This is a genomic window from Acinetobacter sichuanensis, from assembly GCF_003024515.2.
Classification (GTDB): domain Bacteria; phylum Pseudomonadota; class Gammaproteobacteria; order Pseudomonadales; family Moraxellaceae; genus Acinetobacter; species Acinetobacter sichuanensis.
The window spans coordinates 49,230-61,378 of sequence record NZ_PYIX02000020.1 but is presented as its reverse complement, the minus strand read 5'-3'; the positions used below and the strand labels follow the sequence as shown (position 1 = coordinate 61,378).

10 protein-coding genes are annotated in these 12,149 nt (G+C 34.9%); 4 read left to right on the top strand and 6 right to left on the bottom strand.

Annotated features, from left to right (window positions below; all coding sequences use genetic code 11):
• Positions 1-176 precede the first annotated feature (176 nt).
• Together C9E89_RS12585 and C9E89_RS12580 are read right to left on the bottom strand one after the other, a co-directional pair.
• Positions 177-2,309 (bottom strand): bifunctional diguanylate cyclase/phosphodiesterase, encoded by a 2,133-nt coding sequence (locus tag C9E89_RS12585; RefSeq protein WP_107008692.1) that lies wholly within the window; start codon positions 2,307-2,309, stop codon positions 177-179.
• A 515-nt stretch (positions 2,310-2,824) separates the two neighbouring features.
• Positions 2,825-3,589 (bottom strand): alpha/beta fold hydrolase, encoded by a 765-nt coding sequence (locus tag C9E89_RS12580; RefSeq protein WP_107008691.1) that lies wholly within the window; start codon positions 3,587-3,589, stop codon positions 2,825-2,827.
• Between the two features lie 291 nt (positions 3,590-3,880).
• On the opposite strand from C9E89_RS12580, the gene C9E89_RS12575 reads away from it, so the two are divergent.
• Positions 3,881-5,086, top strand: coding sequence for an amino acid aminotransferase (locus C9E89_RS12575; protein ID WP_107008690.1), 1,206 nt, complete (start codon positions 3,881-3,883; stop codon positions 5,084-5,086).
• A 65-nt stretch (positions 5,087-5,151) separates the two neighbouring features.
• Here C9E89_RS12575 and C9E89_RS12570 read toward each other — a convergent pair whose 3' ends face one another.
• Positions 5,152-5,586, bottom strand: coding sequence for a putative hemolysin (locus C9E89_RS12570; RefSeq protein WP_107008689.1), 435 nt, complete (start codon positions 5,584-5,586; stop codon positions 5,152-5,154).
• A 139-nt stretch (positions 5,587-5,725) separates the two neighbouring features.
• Positions 5,726-6,835 carry an S-(hydroxymethyl)glutathione dehydrogenase/class III alcohol dehydrogenase gene (locus C9E89_RS12565; RefSeq protein WP_107008688.1) on the bottom strand — a complete coding sequence of 370 codons (1,110 nt, stop codon included), beginning with the start codon at positions 6,833-6,835 and terminating at the stop codon, positions 5,726-5,728.
• 192 nt (positions 6,836-7,027) lie between these two features.
• Here C9E89_RS12565 and C9E89_RS12560 point away from each other — a divergent pair, with 192 nt between their 5' ends.
• Positions 7,028-8,506, top strand: coding sequence for a phospholipase D family protein (locus tag C9E89_RS12560; protein ID WP_107008687.1), 1,479 nt, complete (start codon positions 7,028-7,030; stop codon positions 8,504-8,506).
• Between the two features lie 17 nt (positions 8,507-8,523).
• On the opposite strand, the gene C9E89_RS12555 is transcribed toward C9E89_RS12560, so the two are convergent.
• On the bottom strand, positions 8,524-9,147 hold the full coding sequence (locus C9E89_RS12555; RefSeq protein WP_107008686.1) for a class I SAM-dependent methyltransferase: 624 nt from the start codon (positions 9,145-9,147) through the stop codon (positions 8,524-8,526).
• Positions 9,148-9,282: 135 nt separating this feature from the next.
• Between C9E89_RS12555 and C9E89_RS12550 the strand changes: the two genes are divergently transcribed.
• A complete protein-coding gene (locus C9E89_RS12550) occupies positions 9,283-9,720 on the top strand; it encodes a hypothetical protein (protein ID WP_107008685.1) in 438 nt (145 codons plus the stop codon).
• 10 nt (positions 9,721-9,730) lie between these two features.
• Here the strand turns inward: C9E89_RS12550 and C9E89_RS12545 are convergent, their stop codons facing one another.
• Positions 9,731-11,119: an aminotransferase-like domain-containing protein gene (locus C9E89_RS12545; RefSeq protein ID WP_107008684.1), complete on the bottom strand. Its 1,389-nt coding sequence runs from the start codon at positions 11,117-11,119 to the stop codon at positions 9,731-9,733.
• A gap of 136 nt (positions 11,120-11,255) precedes the next feature.
• On the opposite strand from C9E89_RS12545, the gene C9E89_RS12540 reads away from it, so the two are divergent.
• A complete protein-coding gene (locus tag C9E89_RS12540; RefSeq protein ID WP_107008683.1) occupies positions 11,256-12,128 on the top strand; it encodes a DMT family transporter in 873 nt (290 codons plus the stop codon).
• The last annotated feature ends 21 nt before the right edge of the window (positions 12,129-12,149 follow it).

Sequence of the window (12,149 nt, the reverse complement as noted above, 5' to 3'; positions counted from 1 at the left end):
AACTTTGAAGGGCAACTTTTTTTGCCCAAACGTATCTAGGCAATTATCTAAAGAATTGCCAAAAATAATAAGATACGTTATTGATCAAAGGTTTAACTAACATTTTATTCACATAAAAAATCTGTATAAATTTAAAATACTCGTTGTTTACACTTTTTACAAGCACTTTTTTTGAATTAATCATTTTTTATCCGAAGAGTATTATGACTTAACATTTCAACAACACAATCTGATTGAATGGCTTTACTAAATAAAAAGCCCTGTCCCAAAGTACAACCGACTTTTTTTAGGCTATCAAGCTGTTCTTGTGTCTCAATTCCCTCTGCAATAATGTCTAATGACAAGATTGGTCCTAATTGAGAAATACCTTGTACAATGGCGTGAATGGGTAATTCACTGTTCATACGATGTACAAAATCACAATCTATTTTTAAGCTATCTACAGGATAGTCATGCAAGTGTGTTAAAGAAGAATGCCCCGTACCAAAATCATCTAAGGCAATACGCACACCCACTTGTTTTAACTTATTTAAAGCACGTGCAACATAAACATAACCACGCTCAGCCAAAATATGTTCTGTGATTTCCACCTCAATCAAGTGATGTGGAATCTGTTGTTTTTCAAGACGTTTCAATAACGTTTCAGCATAATTATCACGCATAAACTCGACAGGTGACGCATTAATTGAAACAGGTACAACATCTAAACCTTGCTGTAACCAACATGAAATGTCATTAAAAATTTTTAAATGCATTGTTTCTGCAATTTTTGTTGCTAACTCATAATCATTAAATGCTTCAACAACTGTGCTTGGGAGTTGAATACCATGCTCAACATCTTTCCAACGTAGCAATGCCTCAAAACCAATAATTTTACCTGTTTCTAAATTTACCTTAGGTTGATAATGTGGCTCAATACTGTTGTCACGTACAATTCTACGCGCTGTTTCCAACTGTTTGGCTTTTTTCAAGGTAATTTCTAACATGTCTTGATTAAAGAAACGTACACCACCACGCCCACCATCTTTTAAATTATTGAGGGCAGTATCCGCAAATTTGAGTAAATTTGAACTATCTTTAGCGTCTTGTGGATACATCGCACAACCAATGCTCATACCACCATTAATCAATTTACCTGTATATGTGATTGGGCGATCTAACTGTCTTAATACTTTTTGTGTTGCTTGTTTGAATGTTTCCAGCTCATCTAATGTTTCAACCACAACTGCAAATTCATCACCACCTAAACGCGCAACATAAGTCTGCTCATCACAACTATGACTCAAACGTTTTGATAATATTCTGAGTAAATGATCGCCAGCAGGATGCCCTAAAGTATCATTAATGTGTTTGAAATGATCTAAATCAATCAACATCAAGCCAACCATTTTTTTATTGGCTTTTGCTTTTAATAAGGATTTTTTTAATCTTTGTTTAAAAGAACGGCGATTCATTAAACCTGTTAATTCATCACGTTCACTACTAATACGTAATTTATTTTCAGCGATACGTTGTAAGGTAATATCACGTGAAACACATAAAATACTGGTCGTTTGACCTTCGTCATTGACGACAGGCGTTAAAATATTATCCCAATACTGACGAGCAGCGCCTTCACCACTCATACCAGCAAAACGTGCATTTTTACCTTTTGCAGCCGCAGAAATTGCAATTTGCCCTTTATCTCGTACTTCAGGAGGCAAAAGACCTAACCATTCCATATCAAATTTTTTAACTTTTTCTTTACCTAATAATGCAATGCAACCTGAACGATTCATATGTGAAACCGTTCCATTTGGACGGACGATTTTAATACAGTCCACACTAACATCTAGCATATCTGTATGTGCACGCAATGAATCGGTTGTGTCACGTAATAACACTGCACGTTCATGAATGTACGTACACGTAATTGTCCAATCAAATTGTTTAGCTGCTCTTGCATGACTTTGTGCGAGCAGTAAAAACCAATGATATTGATCATTTACATCACGAATACGACATTCTTTTTCAAATTTTTGCCCTGTTTTTTGAGCGTGATTCCACAAATTATATAAATGTTCGGCATCTTCTTGATAAACACATTTTAGCCACTCACAATCCTGTAAGGATTGCTCCGTGCCTAGGTATTCTTTAAGCGCAGTGTTACCATAAACAGCATCTGCACGTTTGATCCAAACAAGATGAGGCAGTAAATCTAATGTTAGTTTAACTTCATCACTGATGACCGTTTTTGCAGGAACAATCGTTGTTTGAGACGTATCCGTCTGACCCATTTGTGTCTCATGAGGCAAATCTAACCGAGCCATATACGATCCTTTTTGCAAAAACCTAGATTGATATATTTATCAACATTTCATATCACAATAGCTATTTGATCAATAGATATTTAAGTATCATATTAAACCCATATTTTTAAACATTAAAATTAAAAGCTTAAACTTTGATTTATAAAAAATAATTAAAGTTTAAAACGCGATAAATTTTAGTTTAAAAAAGAAGCTTAATGACCTTTAATATAAAATGATTTTAAAAAATTGTATAGATTATCAAGTCGTTTTAATAAATTATATTTCTCATAAAATATAAAAACACTTAATAATAATTGCGAAATATATCACATTTATTTGAAATAAATTGATAAATTTAACTTTTTATTACTAAATTATGTAATAATAATGCATTATTATGATTTATTTAAAGTTTTTATATTTTTTATAATAAAATAAAAAAACCTAATTTCATTTAGAAATATTATATTTCACATGAAATTAGGTTTTCACTTAAATTAAAATTAATTATTTATACTAAATAATTCTTCTACTTAATTTAAATAGGCTTGAATAAAATTTAAAACTTTTTCGGGCTGTTCTGCATGTAACCAATGCCCTGCATTTGCGACTGTTTCTAGCTGAGCATGAGAAAATTGTGCCTCAATTGCATTTACATACAGTGCTTTTCCAATATAAGGCGAATTTTCACCTCGCACAAATAGTGTTGGTTTTGACCATTGTGGAATGTCTACCCATGACAAAATATCTTGGTAATGTGCATATAAGGCATCAACATTAAACAACCATTGCCCTTTATTGAATGATTTTAAAAGGAATTGAATCACCATTTCTTCTTTTAAAAATTCACGCATAATTTCTGTCGCTTCTTTTCGACTCTGAATAGCAGCATTTTTAACTGCAAATAAAGCTTTAAAAATTTGATCATGATGATTTTCTTGATAGGCAAACGGTGCAATATCTAAAATCACCAACTGCTCTAAGCGTTCAGCGGCAAGCTCTGTGAGTTTCATTGCCACTTTTCCGCCCATACTATGACCAATAACAGAAAACTGCTGAATATTTAAATGATCTAAGGTTTCTAAAATATCTTGTGCCATCACTTGATAGTTCATTTCACTTGAATGGGGTGATTGACCATGATTACGAACATCAATTTGCAAGACAGCATGTGTGGCATACAAAGCACGTGCAATTCCACCTAAGTTACTCAAACTGCCAAACAGACCATGAATGAGCACAAGCGGTGTACGTTGTTGATCATTTTCAGGTTGATGCCATTGATAATTTAACAACATGGGAATTCCAAATATTTTCAAAATTAGATCGCTATTATGATCGCAATATCGCTGAACTTGAACAATATTTTATTGTATCTATACCGTAATTTTCCAATCTACATAAATCGATTAAAAGAAAAAATATGACTAAAATTGATCTTTCCCCTTAAAAAGTACAAAATTTATCCACTATATAAACTAAAGTTGAAAGATTTATAAGAATTTATCTTCAATCCTGAGTTGAGTCAGTCAAAATTTCGCTTATATTATCTAAACACAATAACTTTGTTTGATTTAGGACTTTTCACCATGTTTCAACATGTCGATCCTTATGCAGGTGATCCAATTCTTTCATTGATGGAAGAGTATAGTAAGGATGAACGTACTCAAAAAGTAAATTTGAGTATCGGTTTATATTATAATGAGGACAATATCGTTCCTCAGCTTGAAGCGGTTAAAACTGCGCTTAAAAATATTGAACCTTTAAATGATAAAGTAAAACTTTACTTACCAATGGATGGTTCTAAAACTTATAATCAAGCAACACAAGCACTTGTATTTGGTGAAAACTCACAAGCACGTAAAGACGGTCGTGTTGTGACGATTCAAACTTTAGGTGGCTCAGGTGCGCTTAAAGTCGGTGCAGATTTCTTAAAAAAATACTTCCCTGAATCTGATATCTGGGTCAGCCAACCGACTTGGGAAAACCATATCGCTATTTTTAATGGTGCGGGTGTAAATTCTCATTTCTATCGCTATTTTGACGCTGCAACTAATGGTGTCAATATTGAAGCAATGCTCGAAGATTTAAATAAAATTCCAGCAAAAGGCATCGTTTTACTGCACCCGTGTTGTCATAATCCAACGGGTGCGGATTTAACCCCTGCACAATGGGATCGTGTGATTGAAGTGTTAAAAGCACGTGATCTCATTCCATTCTTGGATATTGCATATCAAGGTTTTGGTCAAGGTTTAGAAGAAGATGCTTATGCGATTCGTGCCTTAGATCAATCTGGTATGAACTTTATTGTGAGTAACTCTTTCTCTAAAATTTTCTCATTATATGGCGAACGTGTTGGTGGCTTAAGCTTCGTTTGTGATGATGCAGAAACTGCACAGAAAGTTTTGGGTCAATTAAAAGCAACTGTACGTCGTATCTATTCAAGCCCAGCAACAACAGGTGCTTTGATTGTAGACAATGTATTGCACGATGAAGCTTTGGCTGCAAACTGGAAAGCTGAACTACAAGAAATGCGTGAACGTATTATTAAAATGCGTGAGTTATTAAAAGCAAAACTTGAAGCAGCATTGCCTGAACGTGATTTTAGCTATCTTGTTAAACAACAAGGTATGTTCAGCTACACAGGTTTAACGGCTGAACAAGTAGATACGTTAAAAGATCAATACGGTATTTATTTAGTACGTAGCGGTCGTATGTGTGCGGCAGGTCTAAACTTAAATAATATCGACACAGTTGCAAATGCATTTGCTGAAGTCATTAAAGCAACGGCTTAATTGTTAAATTGTATCAAAAACCCAAGTTCGCTTGGGTTTTTCTACTTCAACGATAATTTTTCTACTTAACCACAATTTGCTTGCACAATTTTTTGTGTGACTGGATCAGTGATAATGGTAATTCGCTCCACACGATAGTCTTGTGTCACAGCATCATTTGGTTGTATATGACGAATATTTTGAGCATGAGTGAGTTGCTTAATAATCTCATCTGATAAGTTTGATTGACCAATCAGTTTTTTAGCTTCATCTGCAACACATTGTGCGTGATTTTGGCGAAATAACGCCCATTCTTCAATTTTCTCACCATTTTGCAAATGACAATAGGCAGATTCACCCTGCGCATCTTTCACAACTTCTAACTTTCCGCCCTGTTCAATACAATACTGACTTGCAGGATTTGGCATCCCAATCAATGGTGCTGCTTCCTGTTGATTTTGAATGGTAGAACAGGCACTTAAGGAAAGTAGAATAACACTAGAAAATACAATATTTTTCATAAATAATTTAAAGTCAAAATAAAGGCACTAGACTAGCAAACTTATAGAAATTTAATGTCAAATTCTTGCAAAATTAATAAAAAATCAGCAGAACTTTGGCTCTGCTGATTTTAAAGTTTTAACAATTGTGATTTGAAGTTTAAAAATGAATCACTGTACGAATTGACTTGCCTTCATGCATTAAATCAAATGCTTCATTGATCTCTTGCAAGCCCATTGTATGTGTGACAAAAGGTTCCAATTGAATCTCACCTTTCATTGCATCTTCAACCATACCCGGCAATTGACTACGCCCTTTAACCCCACCAAATGCTGTTCCCATCCATTTACGTCCTGTCACCAATTGGAACGGACGCGTTGAAATTTCTTGACCTGCACCCGCAACACCGATAATCACAGATTGACCCCAACCACGATGGGCACATTCAAGTGCTGAACGCATTACATTGGTATTACCAATACATTCAAATGAATGGTCAACACCCCAACCCGTCATTTCTACAATCACTTGTTGAATGGGTTGATCATAATCTTTAGGGTTTAAGAAATCAGTTGCGCCAAATTCTTCAGCCAGTTTAAATTTGTCTGGGTTAGTGTCGACAACAATAATACGTCCTGCTTTTGCTTGACGAGCGCCTTGTACTACAGCCAAACCAATCCCACCTAAACCAAAGACAGCAACTGAGTCGCCTTCTTGTACTTTCGCTGTATTATGTACTGCGCCAATGCCTGTGGTTACACCACAACCAAGTAAACATACATGCTCAGGATTTGCATCAGGATTGATTTTTGCTAATGATACCTCAGCAACAACGGTATATTCACTAAAAGTTGAACATCCCATATAGTGATAAATTGGCTCGCCATTATATGAAAAACGTGTTGTGCCGTCAGGCATTACACCTTTACCTTGCGTTGCTCGTACTGCTGTACATAAGTTGGTTTTACCTGACTTACAAAATAAACATTCACCACACTCTGCGGTATAAAGTGGAATAACATGATCACCCACAGCAACAGATGTTACGCCTTCGCCCACTTGCACCACAATGCCTGCACCCTCATGCCCCAGTACTGCTGGAAATACACCTTCTGGATCATCGCCTGATAAGGTAAATGCATCTGTATGGCATACACCTGTATGGGTAATTTTAACCAACACTTCACCTTTTTGTGGTGGAGCAACATCAATCTCCACAATTTCCAAAGGTTTTCCTGGCGCAAATGCCACCGCTGCACGTGATTTCATACACTATCATCCTTCATAGGGTCGTTCTTTAACAGATTAGCTACAGTAACCTTTTTTCATTTGATGATTCAACCAATAACTAGTGTTATGATTTATTAAAATTTAACAATTTATTCAATAAGAATGAAATTTTCCCACGCTTCAATTGCACTCACACTAAGTTTGTCTTTTTTGTCAGGATGCAGTTTGCCTATGAATCAATCAAAACCCACCAATGAAATTCAGATTCATAGTAAACATTGGCTGAATGGAGAAAATACTCAAAATCAACTACAACAAGGTTTAACTGCTTATTTAGCCATGAGTGATGCATTTCAAAGTATTGCTGCTCGTATTCACTTAATTCGTCACGCAAAATCTAGCCTAGACTTACAGTACTATATTTGGGCAGATGATTTTATTGGCAATCTGATGCTACATGAATTACTTAAAGCGGCTGATCGTGGCGTAAAAGTTCGTGTACTCATTGATGACCAAAATGGTACAAAAATAGACCCTCAATTAAAGGCATTAAGCACACATCCCAATATTGAAATTAAACTCTATAATCCCTATAAATTTAGACACTTCAGAGTTTTAGATTATATTTTCCGTTTAAAACAAATTAACCATCGTATGCACAATAAGCTGATCATTGCCGATGGTATTATTGCTGTCACTGGCGGACGTAATATTAGCAGTGAATATTTTGATGCCAGTGAATCCTTCCAGTTTACAGATATGGATATTTTATTTTTTGGTACAGCAGTACATGATGCAAATACTGTATTTTCAAACTTTTGGAAAAATGATTTAAGCTATCCAAATCAACAATTTATTACTCAAGGCAATGCTAAAGATCTAGAAAAGTTAAGATTAGACTATCAAAAATTAGAAAAAAAAGAGCCTGAAACTGATACAAAAGTGGATACTGAACAACGAGAACTCGCAAATGAGCTAAAGCAAAATCGTATCAATTGGGCACGCGCACATTTCCTTGCAGATTCACCTAAAAAAACCTTAGGGCAAGCCCAAAATGGCGAATTAATTTCTCACCAAATTCGTCAACATTTAGGTGAGCCTAAACAAGAAATGGACTTAATTTCAGCTTATTTTGTTCCAACGAAAGTAGGTACACAATATTTAGCACAATTCCCCAAGCAAGGCGTTGATGTTCGCGTTCTGACCAACTCCTTTGTCGCAAATGATGTTGCATTAGTTCATGCTTTTTATCAAAAATATCGTACAGATTTATTGAAAAGTGGTGTAAAACTCTATGAGTTTAAACCTTATATTGAACGTAACAATCGAACTTGGTATGAAGTAGTTACAGGGAATGTTATTCCTAAAAAAGGTAAAGATAAATCAAGTTTACATGCCAAATTTATTGATATAGACAATAAGGTTTTTATTGGTTCTTTTAATCTTGATCCTCGTTCTTTTAACTTAAATACTGAAGTTGGCTTAGTGGTTGAGTCAGATCAACTGCAAGAACAAGTGTCATTATTACTTGATACCTATCTATTAAAAGTTGCCTATGAACTTAAACTCGACTCACAAGGCAAAATCAATTGGTATGACCACCAACCCGATGGCAGCATCAAAAAATACACTCAAGAACCCGAAACAACACGTTTTCAGCGTGGTGTGATGCATAGTGTCTCGTATTTACCGATTGAGTGGATGATGTAAGTTAGTCATCACAACAGTCAAGCTTTACACTCAAATAAACACAAACTTTCTTTTTGCATCACCAAGTCGATATCTTTAAAACTTGCTGACTTTAAACTTTGAACGTGTTCTTGCGTAGACATATATAAATCATGATTTTGCATCGCATGTGGTGCAAAAATATGATCACATACCAAATAAATGGCTGTAGGTTTTAATAATTTTCTGACTTGGCAATGAAAGTTTAAGACATAAGATTTATGTCGCAGCTCATGCAAAGCTTGATGAATAATAATCACATCATATTGTGGTAAATGATCTGCCCACGTTGTTGTTTTAAAATCTGCCACATAAAAAGTGGTCTTTTCTAACTGCTGTGCTGATAATTTACTTCTTGATAGCTCATGCATGGCTTCAGAAAAATCTAAAGCACTATAATCAATATTTTCACACTTTTCTAATAAATATTGAGCCAGAAAACCAGGACCAGAACCTAATTCTAAAACACAAATAGGTTGAATATTCAAATTATTAATTAAACGTGAATAATAATTAAAAAATTCATAACGCCACGGTCTTTTTTCATTTGCCTCGCTTGCCCATAAAGCTGCATCTTGGGGATTACGAAGATCTATAGGGCTTGCAACTTCTTGTATCGCCATCAAAATAAAGCCTAATCAATCAGTGATGTTTCTTTATACAGAATAATAGCCAAGTATTGCAAAGGTTTTACTCTCCACAATGCTTCGCATAAAATATGATTTTTCATTGTTTATTTTGTTATAAGTTTTCCTCCCATGCAATTTTTCGATTTAAGCCAAAAATTTAATCTTGATGATATTTTAATCCCCCACCACACTTTAGATGAGTTAAAAATGCAGGAGTGGTTTTTAAGTAAAGTAAGAGTAGATCATGACTGTCTATCTACAAATGATTTTCTCGAAGGTCAAGCTATTTTAAAGTCTAATAAAAACATAGAAATAGAACTAGAGTGGCAAATCATTGACACAGGTCACAGCTTACAGGTTTTATTTAAAGGAATTGAAACTGTTGTTTGTGAGCAAACTTTGATTGTGGTCAAAGGTGTACATCTTATTGATGCGGCACAACGAAAAATCTCAACGCAAGCATTTAGCTTATGGATAGATGGTACACTTTTACCCTTATTACCAAATATTCGTAGTGAAATTAAAGCCCGTTTAAATCTTTGGGATTATGTAGAATATACTGATTAAACAATGATATTCATTGAATATTCTTCATTTCCTCCATTGCACTTTCTAAAACATCAAATACTTTTTTATACCCACATTGTGCAACATTAAAACGCATAAATTGCCCTGCATCAGGTGACTGACTAAATGAGTTTCCTGGTGCTAAAATAACACCCTGTTTCAAGCATAATTTTGATAAAACTGAAGCATTCATCTGTTTTGGTAACTGACACCACAAAAAAATGCCTGCTTTAGGAATAATCACAGGTTCAATTCCAAGTTTAGCCAATGATTGAATCGTGAACTGCATTGTTTTTAATAATTTTTTATGTAAGTTATCCAGATGCTTTTTATAGCTACTATCAAGTAAAGCTTGATAAATAATTTCTGCATTTAAATGCCCACCACTAAAATTGGTGGCAATTTTTAAATCAATACATTCATCAATAAATTTTTCATGTGAAATAATATAACCACAACGAATAGCCGCCGTTACTGTTTTAGAAAAGCTGCCTATTTGTATAACGCGCTCAAATCCCATTAAAGATGAGTAACGTGGTGCTGGGATCTGTTCAAACTCAGCAAAAATATCATCCTCAATAATGATTAAATTTGCCTGTTCTGCTAATTTTGCAATTTGATACGCATGTGCAATAGATAATGTTGCACCTGTTGGATTATGGATGCCTGAATTCGTTAAATAAATTTTGGGTTGATATAATAATGCTTGCTGAAAATGCTGTACGCTTGGACCATGCTCAGTAAATGGAATTGAAATAACTTGTAAATCATGTACTTGACTTAAAGCTAAAAAATTAAAATAACATGGATCATCCACTAAAATGACATCTCCTGCTTTTAACAATTTTCGAAATAATAAATCAATTGCTTGTGTGGCAGAATCGGTCATTAAGATTTGAGAAACACTCAATTCAAGATCATATTTTTTGTTTTTTCGCGCAATCCATTGTCTTAAACCTAAATGACCATGTGGAATAGGATAATCAACCAAAAGAGAAGCTTCTGCTTTGGCAACCTGTTTGAGTGCTCGGCGAAGACTTAACTCAGGCATCCACTCCACAGGTAGCCACCCACACCCTGCTTTAATGACATCAGATTTAGCCTCTAGGGATTGGCGTGAAATCCATAAAGGATCTACTTCACGTTCGTATTGTACAGGTTTTTCAATATTGTGAATGACCTGCATCTTTGTGGATACATAATAACCCGAGCCTGTTCGTGCCTCAATTAAACCCTCAGCCACTAAGCGCGCATAAGCCTCAACCACTGTAGAGACTGAATAGTTTAAATGTTGTGCAAGCTGTCGCACAGACATTAAACGTGTACCTGCTATGAGTTTTTTATTGCTAATTTCTTGCTGAATAAAAGCAATGACTCGTTCAATTTTACTGATCGTCATGGGCTGCACTTTGGTCTATTTTTCAAATTGTACTGTATACAGAAGCATAACAGTTTCTTTTTATTGTATTGCACTGTGGCTTTTTTCAAAAAAGATAAAAGCTTTAAATAAGCCTTATTTGTCAAGATTTTAAAATATGAATCGTCAAAATATAGGTTGGCTCAATGGTTTGATTGGCGTTGTAATTTTTGCAGCTTCACTTCCTGCTACACGTATTGCAGTACAAGGATTTAGTCCTGAATTTCTCACGGTAGCCCGAGCTTCAATTGCAGCAGTTTTGGGACTTTTTTGTTTGCTATTTTCTTATAAATTTCAATTAAAATATCCCAGTATTCCCCAAATAAAATCTTTAAGTCTTGTTGCTTTGGGTGTTGTACTTGGTTTTCCTTTGTTTACTGCTTTAGCATTACAAAGTATTCCTTCATCTCGTGCCATTGTTTTTGTTGGTTTATTACCACTTTCAACCGCAATTTTTGGTGTGTTTCGAGCACATGAAAAACCTAGTATTCAATTTTGGTTATTTGCCCTACTCGGCAGCAGTTTTGTACTGATCTTTATGTTCAGCCAGAGTACAACCCAAGAGGTCGCAATTGGTGATGCCTATATGTTGGTTGCGATTATTTTATGTGGGCTAGGTTATGCTGAAGGTGGATATTTATCTCGTGAATTAGGTAGCTGGCAAGTGATTTGTTGGGCACTTATTTTAACTTTTCCAATCATGGCACCCTTAACTATTTATTATTTCCCTCAAAGTTTTACAGGCATTAAAGCTACTGAATTTTTAGCGCTATTTTATGTTGCTATCTTTAGTATGTTAATCGGTTTTTTCTTTTGGTATAAAGGCTTAGCACTTGGGGGTATTGCAAAAATAGGGCAAATTCAATTATTACAGCCTTTGATTGGCTTAATGCTTTCAGCTTTTTTATTGGGTGAACAAGTCACGATGAGCATGCTTATGGTCAGTTGTCTGGTCTTAATTTGTGTACTACTTGCAAAGAAATATGCTTAACTTTTCATCTAAAACATGTTC

What these genes read in the sequence shown, in the direction of transcription:
- C9E89_RS12560 (WP_107008687.1), top strand. Translation starts at nt 7,028, where the DNA reads ATGAATCAATCAAAACCCACCAATGAAATTCAGATTCATAGTAAACAT.
- C9E89_RS12575 (WP_107008690.1), top strand. Translation starts at nt 3,881, where the DNA reads ATGTTTCAACATGTCGATCCTTATGCAGGTGATCCAATTCTTTCATTG.
- C9E89_RS12545 (WP_107008684.1), bottom strand. Translation starts at nt 11,119, where the DNA reads ATGACGATCAGTAAAATTGAACGAGTCATTGCTTTTATTCAGCAAGAA.
- C9E89_RS12550 (WP_107008685.1), top strand. Translation starts at nt 9,283, where the DNA reads ATGCAATTTTTCGATTTAAGCCAAAAATTTAATCTTGATGATATTTTA.
- C9E89_RS12570 (WP_107008689.1), bottom strand. Translation starts at nt 5,586, where the DNA reads ATGAAAAATATTGTATTTTCTAGTGTTATTCTACTTTCCTTAAGTGCC.
- C9E89_RS12580 (WP_107008691.1), bottom strand. Translation starts at nt 3,589, where the DNA reads ATGTTGTTAAATTATCAATGGCATCAACCTGAAAATGATCAACAACGT.
- C9E89_RS12565 (WP_107008688.1), bottom strand. Translation starts at nt 6,835, where the DNA reads ATGAAATCACGTGCAGCGGTGGCATTTGCGCCAGGAAAACCTTTGGAA.
- C9E89_RS12555 (WP_107008686.1), bottom strand. Translation starts at nt 9,147, where the DNA reads ATGGCGATACAAGAAGTTGCAAGCCCTATAGATCTTCGTAATCCCCAA.
- C9E89_RS12540 (WP_107008683.1), top strand. Translation starts at nt 11,256, where the DNA reads ATGAATCGTCAAAATATAGGTTGGCTCAATGGTTTGATTGGCGTTGTA.
- C9E89_RS12585 (WP_107008692.1), bottom strand. Translation starts at nt 2,309, where the DNA reads ATGGCTCGGTTAGATTTGCCTCATGAGACACAAATGGGTCAGACGGAT.